Consider the following 18,401-nt stretch of genomic DNA (forward strand, 5'->3'; position numbering starts at 1 on the left):
ACGATCGAGAAGGCCAGAATCCTCGGGCTTCAGCCCGAGGAGCAAGTCAATTCTGCCCGCGCTGTCAGCGCGCCCCGCGCGTCACGTCGTAACGCTCCCGGGCCTCCAGCACCTCGTCCATCCGGCCCTCCATGAAGTGGATCAGGCTCAGCAGACGCTGGGCGACCTCGCGGCCGAGGGGGGTCAGTTCGTAGTCCACCCGGGGCGGGTTCGTGGGCTGCGCCTCGCGGTGGACCAGGCCGTCGCGCTCCAGCGCGTGCAACGTCTGGGACAGCATCTTCTCGCTCACGCCGTCGACCCGGCGGCGCAACTCGTTGAAGCGCAGCGAGCCCTCGTGCAGGGCGCCCAGGGTGAGCCCGCCCCAGCGCCCCGTGACGTGCTCCAGGGTGCCGCGCGAAGGACATGCCTTGGCGAACACGTCGAACGGGAGGTCCTGCGCCGCCGTGCGCTCCTGCGTGGTGTCCATGAGTCAAGCGTACGCGAACGCAGCGCTAACCGACAGATTGTACTAACTAGGAGTTAGTGCGTGCGGGACCGAGCCGTGGTCTGAACGGCGGCCGACGCCGGCCGGGCGCTCTCCAGTGTGCGAAGTCCTGCGTCAGTATCCGAAGTCCTGCGTCCACCACGGGCCGCCCGACCCGAAGTGCACACCGACGCCCAGCGTCGTGAAGTCGCAGTTGAGAATGTTGGCTTTGTGGCCGGGGCTGGTCATCCAGGCATCCATCACCGCGGCCGCGTCGGTCTGGCCCCGGGCGATGTTCTCGCCGCCGAGGCCGGTGATCCCGGCCTCGGCCGCCCGGTCCCACGGCGTCGCGCCGCTCGGGTCGGTGTGGTCGAAGAAGCCGTCCTTGGCCATGGCCTCGCTGAAGCCCCCGGCCAACTTCGACAGCGCGCTGTTCGCGGAGACCGCGTCGCAGCCCACCTTCGCCCGCTCCTCGTTGACGAGCTTGAGCACCTCGTCCGCGGCCTGGACCTCGGCGGGCACGGTCGCGGGGGCGTGGGTCTGCTCCGGCTTCTTCGGCACCTTGGGCGCCTTGGGTGCCTTGGGTGCTTTGGGCGCCCTCGTGTCCTGACCGCCCGGAGGCAGGGTGGTCTCCGGCTTCTTGCTGGGCGGGGCCTTCGGCTTCTCCGGCGCAGTCGTGGTCGGAGCCGCCGACGAGGTCGAGGGGGCGGGCGTCGGCGAGGCGGAACGGTCGGCGCCGCGGCTGGTCGAGGTGGATTCCTCGCGGCTCTGGGCGCTGCCGTCGGCGCCGCCCTGCTCGGCCGGGCTGTTGGTGGGCGTACCGGCGGCCTGCACCTTGCCGCTGCCTCCGCCGTCCCCGCCGATCTTGTAGTTGTCGAGGCCGGGTACGGCGCCCGTGGCGACCGCGACCGTGCCGAGGGCGACCGCCGCGGAGACGCCGAGCAGGCCGGTCTTGACCGGAGTCGCGGTCCTCTTCTTGCGACGCCGGGAGCGCCCGCGCCCGGCCCCTCCGCCCGGTCTGAAGCCGTCGGTGCCGAAGACCGTGGCGTAGTCCTCCTCCGACGCGAAGAGGTAGGCGGCACTCCGCGCGGAGGTGTCGGTGTGCGCGTCGGAGGTCGGGTCGGGGGTCTCGGTGTACGTCTCCGGGGCCGGGTCGGGGGTCTCGGCGTAACCCTCGGGGTTCAGATAGGAGGCGATGCCCATGGTGGGGTGGCCTCCCGCGTACGAGCCCTGCGCGCTGTGAACGGAGGAGCCCCGCGGGTCGTGGTCGAAGCTGTACGGGTCCTGCGGATGACTGCTCCCTGTGAAAGAGCTGTCTGTCTGTGTATCTCCTGCGGCGCGGCCCGTGGCGGCGCGGCCGGCGGCGGAGCGTCGGTGCCGTCCCATGTACCTTGCCTTCCTCGTCTTGGCGGTCGACACGTCCCCCCGGCCAACCAAGGTCACGAAACCCACACGATCGAGTGAGTTTCGTATGAGATTCATTGGTGCTGGACGGTACCGCATGGCGCCAGAGGAGGAAGTGACCGGAGAGACATTCCCCGGCTAGGTTGCACCAATGAGCGAGGATGTGCGACTGGTCGCCTGGGTGCGGGGACGCGTCCAGGGTGTGGGTTTCCGCTGGTTCACGCGGGCCAAGGCCCTGGAGATCGGCGGCCTGAGTGGCTTTGCTCTCAATCTGGCCGATGGCCGGGTCCAGGTGGTCGCCGAGGGCCCGCGTCCGGGGTGCCAAGGACTCCTCGACTGGCTCCAGGGTGACGACACGCCCGGCCGCGTAGACGGCGTCACCGAGATCTGGGACACACCGCGCGGGGGCTACGACAGCTTTGCCATCCGCTGAGCGATCTGTAGAACGGCCCGGGCGAAAGCGGAGGGGCATGCCATGCGCAATTGCCCGGAGCAGAAAGGGCCTGGTGGTTGCCAAGAAGGGCATGCCGTGACAGGCTCCCCACCTACGTATGACCGCCATGCTCCGAGGGCCCCGAAGGAGTCGCAGCGCCGCCGGTCCAGGCCGCGTGGACCCGGGTTGTCCGCCAATACGGGCGTGATCGTGTTGACCGTCAAACTTTTTGGTGAGACGCTAAAAGCACCCCGCGCACCTTAGCTGTTTGGCATGGATGAACGGCAGCACAACTCAACAGTGCCAAGCATCGCGGGTGCGAATCCCTCACGACCCACACCGCTTCGGTCGGTCACTCATTGTGGAGGACCATCCATCATGGCAAAGGCGCTTCTCGGTTACGTCGGCGGCTCCGACCCTCGACTCCTCGCCGAGATGCGACGGCTCCAGCAGCGCGTCCAAGACCTGGAATCCGAGCTTGTACGGATCCAGGCCGAAAACGACTCGCTCGCGGCTGCCGCTTCTCACGACAGGATCATGGAGAGCATCGACGCACACCAGGCGGAGCCTGCGCTGACCTGATCACTGCATCGCTCCACGACAGCTCACGCAGTGGTGGGGAAGCCCATATAAACCGCTAAGTTGTCAGAGTTGCAAGGGACGCTTCGGCGTCCCTTCTTTCTGTGCCCCCGCTTCCGGCTCCCCGATCCCCTTCCCCGTTTTCCTGACCCCCGCATCCTTTCACCGTCTTTAACGTCTGGTGTGCCCTGCACGTTCATGGGTGAAACCGTGGGTTCATGGAGTGGGACATCTCCGGCAGGTAGAGTCCAGCGGCGTGCACCTCAAGGCCCTGACCCTCCGCGGGTTCAAGTCTTTCGCCTCGGCGACCACGCTTCGGTTCGAGCCGGGGATCACCTGTGTCGTCGGACCGAACGGCTCGGGCAAGTCCAATGTGGTGGACGCGCTCAGCTGGGTCATGGGCGAACAGGGCGCCAAGTCGCTGCGCGGCGGCAAGATGGAGGACGTCATCTTCGCCGGCACCACCGGCCGCCCCCCGCTGGGCCGCGCCGAGGTGTCCCTGACCATCGACAACTCCGACGGGGCCCTGCCCATCGAGTACGCCGAGGTCACCATCACGCGGATCATGTTCCGCAACGGCGGCAGCGAGTACCAGATCAACGGCGACACGTGCCGGCTCCTGGACATCCAGGAGTTGCTGAGCGACTCGGGTATCGGCCGCGAGATGCACGTCATCGTCGGCCAGGGCCAGCTCGACTCCGTCCTGCACGCCGACCCCACCGGGCGCCGCGCCTTCATCGAGGAGGCGGCCGGGGTCCTCAAGCACCGCAAGCGCAAGGAAAAGGCACTGCGGAAGCTGGACGCGATGCAGGCCAACCTCGCGCGCGTGCAGGACCTGACGGACGAACTCCGGCGCCAGCTCAAACCGCTCGGCCGGCAGGCGGCGGTCGCCCGGCGGGCCGCCGTGATCCAGGCCGACCTCCGCGACGCGCGCCTGCGCCTCCTCGCCGACGATCTCGTACGGCTGCGGGAGGCGCTCAGGGCCGAGGTCGCGGACGAGGCCGCGCTCAAGGAACGCAAGGAAGCCGCCGAGCTGGAGCTGAAGAAGGCGCTCCAGCGCGAAGCGCTCCTGGAGGACGAGGTACGACAGCTCACCCCCCGGCTCCAGCGAGCCCAGCAGACCTGGTACGAGCTCTCCCAGCTCGCCGAGCGGGTGCGCGGCACGATCTCGCTGGCCGACGCGCGCGTGAAGAGCGCCACCTCGGCGCCTCCCGAGGAGCGGCGCGGGCGTGACCCCGAGGACATGGAGCGCGAGGCCGCCCGGATCCGTGAGCAGGAGGCCGAGCTCGAAGCGGCCCTGGAGGCGGCCGAGCGTGCCCTGGAGGACACGGTCGCCCACCGCGCCGAGCTGGAACGCGAGCTGGCACATGAGGAGCGGCGCCTGAAGGACGTCGCCCGTGCGATCGCCGACCGCCGCGAGGGCCTCGCCCGACTGAACGGCCAGGTCAACGCGGCCCGTTCGCGCGCGTCCTCCGCGCAGGCCGAGATCGACCGGCTGGCCGCAGCCCGCGACGAGGCGCAGGAGCGGGCCGTCGCCGCGCAGGAGGAGTACGAGGAACTCAAGGCCGAGGTCGACGGCCTCGACGCCGGTGACATCGAACTCGCCGAGCAGCATGAGGCGGACAGACGGCAACTCGCCGAGGCGGAGGCCGCGCTCGCGGCGGCGCGGGAGGCGGCCACCGCGGTGGAGCGCAGACGGGCCGCGACCCAGGCCCGCCACGAGGCCCTCGCCCTGGGCCTGCGCCGCAAGGACGGAACGGGCGCGCTGCTCGCCGCGAAGGACCGCCTCAGCGGCCTGCTCGGCCCCGCCGCCGAACTCCTGACCGTCGCTCAGGGCCACGAAGTCGCCCTGGCCGCCGCCTTCGGCGCCGCCGCCGACGCCCTCGCGGTCACCACCCCGTCCGTCGCCGCCGACGCGATCCGCCTCCTGCGCAAGCAGGACGCGGGGCGGGCGGCGCTGTTGCTGGCGGGGGCGCCGGAGGACAGGGCGGACCCCGCCGTGAGCCCGGGTCCCGGCGCCGTCCCGTCCTCCGGAGGTGCCCGCCCCGACGGTCCTCCCTTCGCCGCCGACCTGGTCCGCGCTCCCTCCGACCTCATGCCGGCCGTACGACGCCTCCTGCGCCAGATCGTCGTCGTCGGCACCCTGGAGGATGCCGAGGATCTCGTCTGCGCACGCCCCGATCTCACCGCCGTGACCGCCGAAGGCGATCTGCTCGGCGCGTACTTCGCGCAGGGCGGGTCCGCCGGGGCGCCGAGCCTCCTCGAAGTGCAGGCCTCCGTGGACGAGGCCGCCGCCGAGTTGGAAGAGCTGGCCGTGCGGTGCGAGGAACTCACCGAGGCGCAGCACGCGGCCGTCGAACGGCGGAAGGAGTGTGCCGCGCTCGTCGACGAGGCGGGAGAGCGGCGCAGGGCCGCCGACCGGGAGAAGTCGGCTGTGGCGCAGCAACTCGGGCGGTTGTCCGGGCAGGCACGGGGGGCCGCCGGGGAGGCCGAACGGTCCGTCGCAGCGGCCGCGCGGGCGCAGGAGGCGCTCGACAGGGCTCTCCAGGAGGTCGAGGAACTCGCCGAACGGCTCGCCGTCGCCGAGGAGATGCCGGTCGAGGAGGAGCCCGACACCTCCGTACGGGACCGGCTCGCCGCCGACGGGGCCAACGCCCGGCAGACCGAGATGGAGGCCCGGCTTCAAGTCCGTACGCACGAGGAACGGGTCAAGGGGCTGTCCGGACGGGCCGATGCGCTGGACCGGGCCGCCCGTGCGGAACGCGAGGCACGCGCGCGTGCCGCACAGCGGCAGGCGCGGCTCAGACACGAGGCCGCCGTCGCGGAGGCCGTCGCCTCCGGCGCCCGCCAGCTGCTGGCGCACATCGAGGTCTCCCTCGCCCGCGCCGACGAGGAGCGCACCGCCGCCGAGGCCGCCAAGGCCCGCCGTGAGCAGGAGCTGACCGCCGCCCGGAACACGGGCCGCGATCTCAAGGCCGAGCTCGACAAGTTGACGGATTCAGTCCACCGGGGTGAGGTACTCGGCGCCGAGAAACGGCTGCGGATCGAGCAGCTGGAGACCAAGGCGCTGGAGGAATTCGGTGTGGAACCGGCAGGGCTTGTGTCCGAGTACGGCCCGCACCAGTTGGTGCCGCCCTCGCCCCCCGCCGATGGCGAGGAGCTGCCGGAGGATCCGGAGCACCCGCGCAACCAGCCGAAGCAGTTCCACCGGGCCGAGCAGGAGAGGCGGCTGAAGGCCGCCGAGCGGGCGTACCAGCAGCTCGGCAAGGTCAACCCGCTGGCCCTGGAGGAGTTCACGGCGCTGGAGGAACGTCACAAGTTCCTCAGCGAGCAGCTCGAGGACCTGAAGAAGACCCGCGCCGATCTGCTTCAGGTCGTCAAGGAGGTCGACGAGCGCGTCGAGCAGGTCTTCACCGAGGCCTACCGGGACACGGCCCGCGAGTTCGAGGGCGTGTTCAGCCGGCTGTTCCCGGGCGGCGAGGGGCGGCTGGTGCTGACCGATCCCGACAACATGCTCGCCACGGGCGTCGATGTCGAGGCCCGGCCGCCGGGCAAGAGGGTCAAACGGCTGTCCCTGCTGTCGGGTGGCGAACGCTCCCTCACCGCCGTGGCGCTCCTGGTGTCGATCTTCAAGGCGCGGCCCAGCCCGTTCTACGTCATGGACGAGGTCGAGGCGGCGCTCGACGACACCAACCTCCAGCGGCTGATCCGGATCATGCAGGAGCTGCAGGAGGCGTCCCAGCTGATTGTGATCACGCACCAGAAGCGGACAATGGAGGTCGCCGACGTGCTCTACGGCGTCTCCATGCAGGGTGACGGCGTCTCGAAGGTCATCTCGCAGCGGCTTCGCTGACCTCTTTCAGGTCCCTCCACTCCGTCACTTCCCCATCTCCCTCATTCCTTCAACTCTTGAACGCAACACCGTCACCCGCGGGCAGTGTTCGTCACAGTTGCCGCCTATTGACTTCGAAACTCGAAGGCATAGTCTCGGCGATGTTGCTTTTACCTTCAGGTACCACCTACCTCGAAGGGTCAACCCCCGCCGGCGGCGTTGCCGGTGGCCCGAGGAGTACACGTGACCAGCACAGCGCAGGCATCCAAGTCAGGAGCCGCATCGGCTCACCCCGATCATCTCGGGCACGTCATCTTCATCGCGGCGGCGGCCGCGATGGGTGGTTTCCTCTTCGGCTACGACAGCTCCGTGATCAACGGTGCCGTCGAGGCCATCCGTGGCCGCTACGACGTCGGGTCGGCGGCCCTGGCTCAGGTCATTGCCATCGCCCTGATCGGCTGCGCCATCGGCGCCGCGACCGCCGGACGCATAGCCGACCGCATCGGCCGCATCCGGTGCATGCAGATCTCCGCCGTCCTCTTCACGATCAGCGCCGTCGGCTCGGCGCTGCCCTTCGCCCTGTACGACCTCGCCTTCTGGCGGGTCGTCGGCGGCTTCGCCATCGGTATGGCGTCCGTGATCGGCCCCGCCTACATCGCCGAGGTCGCCCCGCCGGCCTACCGCGGCCGTCTCGGCTCCTTCCAGCAGGCCGCGATCGTCATCGGCATCGCGATCTCCCAGCTGGTCAACTGGGGTCTGCTGAACGCCGCCGACGGCGACCAGCGCGGCAAGCTGATGGGCCTGGAGGCCTGGCAGGTCATGCTGGGCGTCATGGTGGTCCCGGCCGTCCTGTACGGTCTGCTCTCCTTCGCGATCCCCGAGTCCCCCCGCTTCCTGATCTCCGTCGGCAAGCGCGAGCGCGCCCGCGAGATCCTCGAAGAGGTCGAGGGGAACCACGCCGGCCTGGACGCCCGGGTCACCGAGATCGAGCTCGCCATGAAGAGCGAGCACAAGTCGGCCTTCAAGGACCTGCTGGGCGGCAGCTTCTTCTTCAAGCCGATCATCTGGGTCGGCATCGGCCTCTCGGTCTTCCAGCAGTTCGTGGGCATCAACGTCGCGTTCTACTACTCCTCGACGCTGTGGCAGTCGGTCGGTGTCGACCCGGCGGACTCGTTCTTCTACTCGTTCACCACGTCGATCATCAACATCGTCGGCACCGTGATCGCCATGATCTTCGTCGACCGCGTCGGCCGCAGGCCGCTGGCCATCATCGGCTCCGTCGGCATGGTGGTCGGTCTCGCACTGGAGGCCTGGGCGTTCAGTTACGACCTCGTCGGCGGCAAGCTGCCGGCCACGCAGGGCTGGGTCGCCCTGATCGCCGCCCATGTGTTCGTGCTCTTCTTCGCCCTGTCCTGGGGTGTGGTCGTGTGGGTCTTCCTCGGCGAGATGTTCCCGAACAAGCTCCGTGCCGCCGCCCTGGGTGTGGCCGCCGCCGCGCAGTGGATCGCCAACTGGGCCATCACCGCGAGCTTCCCGTCGCTGTCCGACTGGAACCTCTCCGTGACCTACGTGATCTACACGGTCTTCGCCGCGCTCTCCATCCCGTTCGTCCTCAAGTACGTCAAGGAGACGAAGGGCAAGTCCCTGGAGGAAATGGGCTGAGCCTCTGCCGAGGCACCCCCTGAACTCGGGGAGAGGGGTCAAGTCCCCGCTGCCCTCTCCCCGTATCTGCCGCCGTCGCGGCTCGGCCACTGTCCGAGCCGCGACGGCGGTCCTCGTACCCGGGTCAGCCCGCCAGCCGCGGTACCACCCGCTCCGCGAACAACCGCAGGCTCCGCCACCCCTCCTCCACCGGCATCCCGCCCGCCAGCGGATGCAGGACCAGGCTGGCCAGGTCCTGGGCCGCACACTCGTCGGGGGTGAGGATCCGGTACACGCCCTCCGCGCGCAGTTCGTCCACCGTCGTGGCCGCCGACCGCACGGCCGATCGGATGTCGCCGGACTGCCAGGAGGCGTACGTGCGTGCCTCGTGGAGGAAGCAGGAACCGTAGCGGTTCCACACCTCGTCCGGGTCCTCCGCGAGGTGCAGCAGGGGGGTCTCGGCGGCCGGCATCATGGTCCAGCCCTCGGTGCCGTACTCGACGAGCCGCTCCTTGTAGTAGGCCTCCAGCTCCGGGAGGTGCGCGCTGGGGAAGAAGGGCAGGCCGAGGCGGGCGGCCCGGCGGGCGGCGGCTTTCGAGGAGCCGCCGACCAGGAGCAGCGGGTGCGGGTCGGAGTAGGGGCGCGGGGTGACCCGTACCGTACGGCCCTGGTGGTCGAAGGGCTCACCCGTCCAGGCCTTCAGCACCGTCTCCAGCACCTCGTCCTGGATCCGGCCCCGCCGCTTCCACTCCACGTCGAACAGTGCGTACTCCTCGGGCCGATATCCGATCCCGGCGACGGTGACCAGCCGTCCGCCGCTCAGCAGATCCAGTACGGCGATGTCCTCGGCCAGCTGTAGCGGGTCGTGCAGCGGGCCGATGATCGCCGAGACCGTGACCGCGATCCGGCGCGTGGCCCCGAACACCGCGCCCGCGAAGACGAACGGCGAGGGCAGCCAGTTGTTGTCGACGCCGTGGTGTTCCTCGGTCTGCACGGTGGTGATCCCGTGGTCGTCGGCGTACGCGGCCATCTCCAGCGCGGCCCGGTAGCGGGCGCTGAGCGAGGCGGGGGTGGCGCCGGGCTCGACCAGGTTGAAACGGACGACCGTGACGGGCATGGGAGTCCCCCTTCACACGGTGGGTGGGAAGGGGGACGGTAGCTGACGGTACGTCAGACGGCCAGAGGTGCGGGCCCTTCGCCAGGGGCGGCTCCGGTGACCGCCGGCTTCGGCAGGGCCGTGCACGGCCCGGGATCACGACCGTCGCCACCCGGTCGGGACCGTACTCGCCGACGGGTGGTGCCCATGGGCAGCCATCGCACGTCGGTTCTATTAGATCCCGAGATCTTCCCCCTTTCCTCGGAGGAAGACACAAGCTGGGTTCGGTCGGGCCCATGGCCGATACTGGGTGGGTTATGGAAACCGTCATCCTTGCTGTAGTCATCGCCGTGGTCGCGCTCGGCGCGCTCGCCGGGCTCGTGGTCGGCAGCCGGCGCAAGAAGTCGCTGCCCCCGCCGCCCCCCTCGGCGCCCGACATCACCGCCCCTCCGGCCGAGCCGCACGTCGGCGACGAGGCCGAGACGCCGCGCGACGAACCGCGCCGGACCATCGAGGAGGTTGATCTCCCGGACGGCTCGACCCCGGTCGTCGTCGAGGAGCCCCCTGCCGCAGAAGCCCCCGCGATCCCCGAGATCGAGGTCCCGGAGCCCACGGCCGGCCGTCTGGTCCGCCTGCGGACCCGGCTCTCCCGTTCGCAGAACGCACTCGGCAAGGGGCTGCTCACGCTCCTGTCGCGCGAACACCTCGACGAGGACACCTGGGAGGAGATCGAGGACATCCTCCTCACCGCCGACGTCGGAGTGGCCCCGACCCAGGAGCTGGTCGAGGGGCTGCGGGAGCGGGTGCGGGTGCTCGGCACCCGCACGCCGGACGAACTGCGCGGCCTTCTGCGCGAGGAGCTGCTCAAGCTGCTCGGCACCGACTTCGACCGCACGGTCAGGACCGAGCCGGAGACCAGTAAGCCCGGCATCGTGATGGTCGTCGGCGTCAACGGGACCGGCAAGACCACCACCACCGGCAAGCTCGCGCGCGTGCTCGTGGCCGACGGACGCAGTGTCGTCCTCGGTGCCGCCGACACGTTCCGGGCCGCCGCCGCCGACCAGCTGCAGACCTGGGGCGACCGGGTCGGGGCCCACACCGTGCGCGGACCCGAGGGCGGTGACCCTGCCTCTGTCGCGTTCGACGCGGTGAAGGAGGGAAAGGAGATCGGCGCGGACGTCGTGCTCATCGACACCGCCGGGCGCCTGCACACCAAGACCGGTCTCATGGACGAGCTCGGCAAGGTCAAGCGGGTCGTCGAGAAGCAGGCGCCGCTCGACGAGATTCTGCTCGTCCTGGACGCGACGACCGGCCAGAACGGTCTGGTCCAGGCCCGCGTGTTCGCCGAGGTCGTCGCCATCACCGGTATCGTCCTGACCAAGCTGGACGGCACGGCGAAGGGCGGCATCGTGATCGCGGTGCAGCGGGAGCTGGGTGTGCCGGTGAAGCTGGTCGGCCTGGGAGAGGGAGCCGACGACCTGGCGCCGTTCGAGCCGGAAGCCTTCGTGGACGCGCTGATCGGCGACTGACCGGAAGCCTGCGCGAAGAAGCGCCCGCCCCCAAGGTGCAGTGGGGGAGCGGGCGCTTCGCTGTGTACGGTCCGCGCACGAGGTCTGCGGTCTGCGGTCTGCGTGCGACGTCTACGGCTTCACGCACGAGGTCTGTGGGTCCGCGCCGAAGGTCTGCGGTCTGCGTGCGACGTCTACGGCTCCGCGCGCGAGATCTACGGTTCTGCGCGCGGCGTATACGGCTCGGCACACGCGGCGTACGGCTCCGCACACGTGGTGTACGGCTAGGCGCGCGACCGGTGTGCCACGTAGGCCAGCATGCCCAACAGCAGCCTCGCCGCCGGGGGGTTCGTGGCCGTGTCCAGTTCGGGCGGGCGCAGCCAGCGCACCGGACCCAGCCCGCCCCGGTCGGACGGCGGGGCGGTGATGTGCGTACCGGGGCCGAGGCCGCGCAGGTCGAGGGAGGTGGGGTCGTCCCAGCCCATGCGGTAGAGCAGTTCGGGGAGTTCGGCGGCGGCGCCGGGGGCGACGAAGAAGTGGGCGCGGCCCTCGGGGGTCGAGGCCACCGGGCCGACGGGGAGGCCCATGCGCTCCAGACGGATCAGCGCGCGGCGCCCCGCGGGCTCGGCCACCTCGATCACGTCGAACGCCCGGCCGACCGGCAGCATCACCGCGGCGCCGGGGGACTCCGCCCAGGCACGGGTCACTTCGTCGAGCGTGGCGCCGGCCGGGACCCGGGATACGAAGTCGAGGGGGTGGGCGCCGGGGGCGGCGCAGTCGGCGCGGCCGCACGAACAGGCGCCCGCCGCGGCGCGCGCGCCCGGGACCACGTCCCAGCCCCAGAGCCCGGTGAACTCGGCGACGGCGGTGCACTCCGACGAGCGACCGCGCCGACGAGAACTGGAGCGGATCTCCCGAATGCCGCCGATCGTGAAGCCCATGCCCCCTCCAACGTGTCCGCCGCGCCGATGGTTACGTGGCGAACTCGACTGGTGACTCTCCGTTGCCACTTTCGAGTTCACGCGGCGCTCGAATGTGCCCAAGGTGGTGCGCTCGGCGGCGTGCGCCCCTGAATGCATCGCTCCGCCCACTCCTGTTTCTTCTCTGTCAAGTCAATCGCGCTGACGCCGCTGTGGGTTCATTCGAAGGGGTGGCGAATGGTGGCGTTTCCGGGATCCCCATGGCTGGGCGCGTGATCGAGAGATTACTTTGAGTGCACGAGTCCTGGGGCACATGCACTCGTGGGTATGCCGGAGGCAACTCGGCTTCCCGTTCGAAGGATGACAACTGCCGGACGGGAGGCCGTATTTACCGGCATTCTGATAAGGCTTGGCGCACTCGGTGACAAGTGGTCTCAGGGATGGGGGCGTTCCAGTGAGCGGCAACGGCAGTAGTGGGGCAAACACGACAAACTCAGCGAACGCGGCAAACGTTGCGAACGCTGCGAACGTCGATAAACGCCCTAACGAGCTGCTCACTTCGTGGTTCGTGCGCAGCGGCTGGTCCAAGGGCGAGCTGGCACGCCAGGTCAACCGCCGGGCCCGCCAGTTGGGGGCCAACCACATCTCCACCGACACCTCGCGGGTCCGCCGCTGGCTGGACGGCGAGAACCCCCGCGAACCCATCCCCCGGATCCTGTCCGAGCTGTTCTCCGAGCGGTTCGGCTGTGTCGTCTCCGTCGAGGACCTCGGACTGCGCACCGCCCGCCAGTCGCCCTCCGCGACCGGCGTCGACCTGCCCTGGACGGGCCCGCAGACGGTGGCCCTGCTCAGCGAGTTCTCGCGCAGCGACCTGATGCTGGCGCGGCGCGGCTTCCTCGGAACCTCGCTGGTGCTGTCCGCGGGCCCGTCCCTCATCGAGCCCATGCAGCGCTGGCTGGTGCCCGCGCCCTCCGTCCCGCACCAGGAGCCCGAGCCCGCGTCGGACTCGTCCCGTCGCGGCCGGCTGTCCCGGCCCGAGCTGGACCTCCTCGAGTCGACCACGATGATGTTCCGCCAGTGGGACGCCCAGTGCGGAGGCGGCCTGCGCCGCAAGGCGGTCGTCGGCCAGCTGCACGAGGTGACGGACCTCCTCCAGGAACCCCAGCCCGAGGCGACCACCCGCACGCTGTTCAAGGTCGCCGCCGAGCTCGCCGAGCTGGCGGGATGGATGTCGTACGACGTCGGGCTGCAGCCCAGCGCGCAGAAATACTTCGTCCTCGCCCTCCACGCCGCCAAGGAGGCGGGCGACAAGCCGCTCGGCTCGTACGTCCTGTCCAGCATGAGCCGCCAGATGATCCACCTGGGGCGGCCCGAGGACGCCCTGGAGCTGATCCATCTCGCGCAGTACGGCAGCCGGGACTGCGCCGGCCCGCGCACCCAGTCCATGCTGTATGCGATGGAGGCCCGCGCGTACGCCAACATGGGGCAGCCCGGTAAGTGCAAACGGGCGGTGCGGATGGCTGAGGACGTCTTCGCCGAGGCCGACGAGTGGGACGATCCGGACCCCGACTGGATCCGTTTCTTCTCCGAGGCCGAGCTGTACGGCGAGAACTCCCACTCCTACCGCGACCTCGCCTATGTCGCCGGCCGCAGCCCCACCTACGCCTCCCTCGCCGATCCCCTGATGCGGCGGGCCGTCGAACTTTTCGCCAAGGACGAGGAGCACCAGCGGTCGTACGCACTGAACCTGATCGGGATGGCCACCGTCCACCTGCTCCAGCGGGAGCCCGAGCAGAGCGCCGTGCTGACCGCGCAGGCCATGCAGCTCGCCAAGAAGGTCCGCTCCGAGCGGGTCAGCACTCGTATCCGAAAGACGGTCGACACGGCCGTACGCGATTTCGGTGATCTCGCGGAGGTCGTGGACCTCACCGACCAGCTCGCCGTCGAGCTGCCCGAGACCGCCTCGGCGGTCTGACAGGGCGGCCCGGCCCCCTGAGCCCCGGCCGCGGCCGGCCCTCCCGAACTGCCCGACTCGGCTCCCCCATGCCAGGTCATCGGAGGGCCGACCGCGGCCGGCCTGCTTCCTTCACCCGAAGGTTGCGCCACGATAACGATCGACTCGGCCCATATCTGCCAGTTCATCGAGGCGTAACACGCAAGGCGCCTTCGTCACGGCGGCGAAACAATGAGGGGCTTCCATCGAAACCGCGCTGCGTCAATGTCAGGGCGCATAACCGGCCCACCCCTCATGACCGCTCAAGGCTTCGCCCGCACGGGGCCGTACCAATGACGAGGAGACGCCGATGGCATCAGCCGCCATCATGCTTGCGGCGGACGCACCTAAGCTGTCGTCCGCAAACACAGGCTTCATGCTTATCTGTTCTGCCCTGGTGCTGATCATGACCCCGGGCCTGGCCTTCTTCTACGGAGGCATGGTCCGCGTAAAGAGCACCCTGAACATGCTGATGATGAGCTTCATCAGCATAGGGATCGTCACCATTCTGTGGGTGCTGTACGGCTTCTCCATGGCCTTTGGTACCGACTCCGGCAGCCTCATCGGCTGGAACTCGGACTGGGTCGGCATGAGCAACGTCGGTCTCACCCAGCTGTGGGACGGCTACACCATCCCGATCTTCGTCTTCATGATCTTCCAGATGATGTTCGCCATCATCACGCCCGCCCTCATCAGCGGTGCCCTGGCGGACCGGGTGAAGTTCACGGCCTGGGCGCTGTTCGTCGCCCTGTGGGCCACGGTCGTCTACTTCCCGGTCGCGCACTGGGTCTGGGGTGCCGGCGGCTGGGCCTTCGACCTGGGCGTGATCGACTTCGCCGGTGGTACGGCGGTCCACATCAACGCGGGTGCCGCGGCGCTCGGCGTGATCCTGGTCATCGGCAAGCGGGTCGGCTTCAAGAAGGACCCGATGCGTCCGCACAGCCTGCCGCTGGTCATGCTCGGCGCGGGCCTCCTGTGGTTCGGCTGGTTCGGCTTCAACGCCGGCTCCTGGCTCGGCAACGACGACGGCGTCGGCGCGCTGATGTTCGTCAACACGCAGGTCGCCACGGCCGCCGCCATGCTGGCCTGGCTCGCCTACGAGAAGATCCGCCACGGCGCGTTCACCACCCTGGGTGCCGCCTCCGGCGCGGTCGCCGGTCTGGTCGCCATCACCCCGTCGGGTGGTGCGGTCTCCCCGCTCGGCGCGATCGCCGTCGGTGTCATCGCCGGTGTGCTGTGCGCCATGGCGGTCGGCCTGAAGTACAGGTTCGGCTACGACGACTCGCTCGACGTCGTCGGTGTCCACCTCGTCGGCGGTGTCGTCGGCTCCCTGCTGATCGGCCTCTTCGCCAGCGGCCACGGCCAGTCCGACGTCGAGGGCCTCTTCTACGGCGGCGGCATGACGCAGTTCTGGAAGCAGTGCGCCGGTGTCTTCGCGGTCCTCGCCTACTCCCTCGTCGCCTCCGCGATCCTCGCCTTCCTGATCGACAAGACGATCGGCATGCGGGTCACCGAGGACGAGGAGGTCGCCGGCATCGACCAGGCCGAGCACGCCGAGACCGCATACGACTTCAGCGGCGCCGGCGGCGGTGTCGTCACCACCACCGGTCCCGCCCTGGCCGCCGCGGCGCAGAGCAAGAAGGTGGACGCATGAAGGTCATCACCGCTGTCGTGAAGCCCCACCGGCTCGACGAGATCAAGGAAGCCCTCCAGGCCTTCGGGGTCCACGGTCTGACGGTCACCGAGGCAAGCGGCTACGGTCGTCAGCGGGGCCACACCGAGGTCTACCGCGGTGCCGAGTACACCGTCGACCTGGTCCCGAAGATCCGCATCGAGGTGCTGGCCGAGGACGACGACGCCGAGCAGTTGATCGACGTCATCGTCAAGGCGGCCCGCACCGGCAAGATCGGTGACGGCAAGGTCTGGTCCCTCCCGGTCGAGACCGCCGTAAGGGTCCGCACCGGCGAGCGCGGCCCGGACGCGCTCTGACAGAAGAAGAGAACAGGAGCCACTGGGTGACGAGTACGGACATGCGTAAGGATGCAGAGGACTCGGGACCCAGCGGCTATGCGGCGGCCCGGCTGCGCCTCCTCACCGAGGGGGCGAGGTCAGGGCCGCCGCGCCGTGCGGCGCTGTCCGAACTCACGGACGACTGGTTGTCGGGGCTGTTCGGGGCGGGCGTCGAGGGCCTGAGCGGTGTCTCCCTGGTCGCCGTCGGCGGCTACGGCCGCGGTGAACTGTCCCCCCGCAGCGACCTGGACCTGCTCCTGCTGCACGACGGCAGCGACTCCGCCGCGGTCGCCGCCCTGGCCGACCGTCTCTGGTACCCCGTCTGGGACCTGGGCCTGGCCCTCGACCACTCGGTCCGTACGTCCTCCGAGGCCCGGAAGACGGCCGCCGAGGACATCAAGGTGCAGCTGGGACTGCTGGACGCCCGCCACCTCGCCGGTGACCTCGGTCTCACGGCCGGCCTGCGGACCGCCGTCCTCGCCGACTGGCGCAACCAGGCACCGAAACGTCTCCCCGAGCTCCAGGAGCTGTGCGCCGAGCGCGCCGAGCGGCAGGGGGAGCTGCAATACCTGCTGGAACCGGACCTCAAGGAGGCGCGCGGCGGTCTGCGCGACGCCACCGCCCTGCGCGCCGTCGCCGCCTCCTGGCTGGCCGACGCCCCGCGCGAGGGCCTCGATCACGCCCGGCGCCGGCTCCTCGACGTCCGGGACGCCCTGCACCTGACCACGGGCCGCGCGACCGACCGGCTCGGACTCCAGGAACAGGACCAGGTCGCGGCCGAGCTCGGTCTGCTCGACGCCGACACCCTGCTGCGGCAGGTGTACGAGGCGGCGCGGGTCATCTCGTACGCCAGTGATGTCACCTGGCGTGAAGTAGGGCGCGTGCTCAAGTCGCGCGCCGTGCGGCCGCGGCTGCGCGCCATGCTCGGGGGCGGCAAGCCCGTCCCCGAGCGGTCTCCGCTGGCCGAAGGCGTGGTGGAACAGGACGGCGAGGTGGTGCTCGCCCGCGCCGCGCGCCCCGAACGCGATCCGGTGCTCCCGCTGCGTGCCGCGGCCGCCGCCGCGCAGGCCGGCCTCCCGCTGTCCCTGCACGCCGTACGGCGGATGGCGGCCGCCGTACGCCCCCTGCCCACGCCCTGGCCCGCCGAGGCCCGTGAGCAGCTGGTGACCCTGCTCGGCTCCGGGCAGCCCACCATCGACGTCTGGGAGGCGCTGGAGGCCGAGGGCCTGATCACCCGGCTGCTGCCCGACTGGGAGCGGGTGCGCTGCCGGCCGCAGCGCAACGCCGTGCACATCTGGACCGTCGACCGGCACCTCATCGAGACCGCCGTGCGCGCCTCCGAGTTCGCTCGCCGCGTCCACCGCCCCGACCTCCTCCTGGTCGCCGCGCTGCTGCACGACATCGGCAAGGGCTGGCCCGGCGACCACTCCGTGGCCGGCGAGATCATCGCCAAGGACGTGGCCACCCGCATCGGCTTCGACCGAGCCGAGGTGGCCGTGCTCTCCGCCCTCGTACGTCATCACCTGCTGCTCATCGACACGGCCACCCGGCGTGACCTGGAGGACCCGGCCACCGTGCGCTCGGTCGCCGAGGCGGTCGGCTCGCAGAGCACGCTGGAGCTGCTGCACGCGCTCACCGAGGCGGACGCGCTGGCCACCGGCCCGGCCGCCTGGTCGTCCTGGCGCGGCTCGCTCGTCGCCGACCTGGTCAAGCGGGTCTCCGCGGTCCTCTCGGGCGACGAACCGGAGGACCCCGACGATGCCGCGCCCACCGCCGAACAGGAGCGGCTCTCGATCGAGGCCATGGCGACGGGCGGCCCCGTGCTGTCGCTGCGCGCGCAGACCGAACCGCCGACCGAGGACCAGGCGTCCGGCGACCCCGAGCCGCTCGGTGTGGAACTCCTCATCGCCGTACCGGACCAGGCCGGCGTGCTGCCCGCGGTGGCCGGTGTCCTCGCCGTGCACCGGCTCACCGTCCGCACGGCCGAACTGCGCACCCTGGACCTGCCGGACGGCGTCGAGGGCTCCGCGCTGCTGCTGAACTGGCGGGTCGCCGCCGAGTACGGCTCCCTGCCGCAGGCCGCCCGGCTCCGCGCCGACCTCGTACGGGCCCTCGACGGCTCACTGGACATCGTCGGCCGCCTCGCCGAGCGGGACGCTGCCTATCCGCGCCGCCGCGGTGTCGTGGCGCCCCCGGCAACGGTGACGGTCGCCCCGGCCGCCTCGCGGCTCGCCACGGTGATCGAGGTCCGCGCGCATGACGCTCCCGGACTGCTGCACCGGATCGGACGGGCGCTGGAGGAGGCGAAGGTGCGGGTGCGGAGCATGCATGTGTCGACGCTCGGCGCCAATGCCGTGGACGCCTTCTACGTGACCGGCCCGGCGGGCGCCCCGCTCCCCGGCGCGGAGGCGGCCGCCGTGGCGCGCACCTTGCAGGAGGCACTTCGGGGCTGAGCGGAGGCCCTGGCCCCGCAGCTCGGTCGGCGCGTTCCGTGGTCCGGCCGGCGGCTGCTCGCCCGTTTC

The 18,401-nt window shown here is 70.4% G+C and carries 13 protein-coding genes; 9 read left to right on the forward strand and 4 right to left on the reverse strand.

Translation table 11 applies throughout. The annotated features are described in order from the left end of the window. Positions 1-64: 64 nt before the first annotated feature. Both M2271_RS09480 and M2271_RS09485 read right to left on the reverse strand, forming a co-directional pair. Positions 65-466, reverse strand: coding sequence for a helix-turn-helix domain-containing protein (locus tag M2271_RS09480; protein ID WP_280886664.1), 402 nt, complete (start codon positions 464-466; stop codon positions 65-67). 132 nt (positions 467-598) lie between these two features. Next, the gene (locus M2271_RS09485) at positions 599-1,849 is read right to left on the reverse strand and encodes a CAP domain-containing protein (protein ID WP_280886665.1); all 1,251 of its coding nucleotides are present in this window, start codon (positions 1,847-1,849) and stop codon (positions 599-601) included. A gap of 169 nt (positions 1,850-2,018) precedes the next feature. Between M2271_RS09485 and M2271_RS09490 the strand changes: the two genes are divergently transcribed. The 4 genes from M2271_RS09490 to M2271_RS09505 all read left to right on the forward strand — a co-directional run bounded on the left by M2271_RS09490 (position 2,019) and on the right by M2271_RS09505 (position 8,373). Then, the gene (locus M2271_RS09490; RefSeq protein ID WP_280886666.1) at positions 2,019-2,300 is read left to right on the forward strand and encodes an acylphosphatase; all 282 of its coding nucleotides are present in this window, start codon (positions 2,019-2,021) and stop codon (positions 2,298-2,300) included. Positions 2,301-2,678: 378 nt separating this feature from the next. Continuing rightward, positions 2,679-2,882, forward strand: coding sequence for a hypothetical protein (locus tag M2271_RS09495; protein WP_030667279.1), 204 nt, complete (start codon positions 2,679-2,681; stop codon positions 2,880-2,882). Between the two features lie 253 nt (positions 2,883-3,135). After that, entirely contained in the window at positions 3,136-6,732 is a 3,597-nt protein-coding gene (gene smc / locus M2271_RS09500; RefSeq protein ID WP_280886667.1) for a chromosome segregation protein SMC, read from the forward strand. Between the two features lie 222 nt (positions 6,733-6,954). Further along, positions 6,955-8,373 carry a sugar porter family MFS transporter gene (locus tag M2271_RS09505; RefSeq protein WP_280886668.1) on the forward strand — a complete coding sequence of 473 codons (1,419 nt, stop codon included), beginning with the start codon at positions 6,955-6,957 and terminating at the stop codon, positions 8,371-8,373. A gap of 124 nt (positions 8,374-8,497) precedes the next feature. On the opposite strand, the gene M2271_RS09510 is transcribed toward M2271_RS09505, so the two are convergent. Continuing rightward, entirely contained in the window at positions 8,498-9,469 is a 972-nt protein-coding gene (locus M2271_RS09510; protein ID WP_280886669.1) for an LLM class flavin-dependent oxidoreductase, read from the reverse strand. A 296-nt stretch (positions 9,470-9,765) separates the two neighbouring features. On the opposite strand from M2271_RS09510, the gene ftsY reads away from it, so the two are divergent. Continuing rightward, the gene (gene ftsY, locus M2271_RS09515) at positions 9,766-10,977 is read left to right on the forward strand and encodes a signal recognition particle-docking protein FtsY (RefSeq protein ID WP_280886670.1); all 1,212 of its coding nucleotides are present in this window, start codon (positions 9,766-9,768) and stop codon (positions 10,975-10,977) included. Positions 10,978-11,240: 263 nt separating this feature from the next. Here ftsY and M2271_RS09520 read toward each other — a convergent pair whose 3' ends face one another. Then, positions 11,241-11,897 carry a bifunctional DNA primase/polymerase gene (locus tag M2271_RS09520; protein WP_280886671.1) on the reverse strand — a complete coding sequence of 219 codons (657 nt, stop codon included), beginning with the start codon at positions 11,895-11,897 and terminating at the stop codon, positions 11,241-11,243. A 529-nt stretch (positions 11,898-12,426) separates the two neighbouring features. Here M2271_RS09520 and M2271_RS09525 point away from each other — a divergent pair. The 4 genes from M2271_RS09525 to M2271_RS09540 all read left to right on the forward strand — a co-directional run bounded on the left by M2271_RS09525 (position 12,427) and on the right by M2271_RS09540 (position 18,332). Further along, positions 12,427-13,851 (forward strand): hypothetical protein, encoded by a 1,425-nt coding sequence (locus tag M2271_RS09525; protein WP_280886784.1) that lies wholly within the window; start codon positions 12,427-12,429, stop codon positions 13,849-13,851. A 328-nt stretch (positions 13,852-14,179) separates the two neighbouring features. Next, on the forward strand, positions 14,180-15,523 hold the full coding sequence (locus M2271_RS09530; protein WP_280886672.1) for an ammonium transporter: 1,344 nt from the start codon (positions 14,180-14,182) through the stop codon (positions 15,521-15,523). After that, positions 15,520-15,858, forward strand: a complete 339-nt coding sequence (locus tag M2271_RS09535; RefSeq protein WP_280886673.1) for a P-II family nitrogen regulator — start codon at positions 15,520-15,522, stop codon at positions 15,856-15,858. Before M2271_RS09530 ends, M2271_RS09535 begins: the two co-directional genes overlap by 4 nt. Positions 15,859-15,884: 26 nt before the next feature. Beyond that, positions 15,885-18,332 (forward strand): [protein-PII] uridylyltransferase, encoded by a 2,448-nt coding sequence (locus M2271_RS09540; protein WP_280886674.1) that lies wholly within the window; start codon positions 15,885-15,887, stop codon positions 18,330-18,332. The last annotated feature ends 69 nt before the right edge of the window (positions 18,333-18,401 follow it).

The sequence above is a fragment of the Streptomyces sp. LBL genome (assembly GCF_029893585.1).
Lineage (GTDB): Bacteria > Actinomycetota > Actinomycetes > Streptomycetales > Streptomycetaceae > Streptomyces.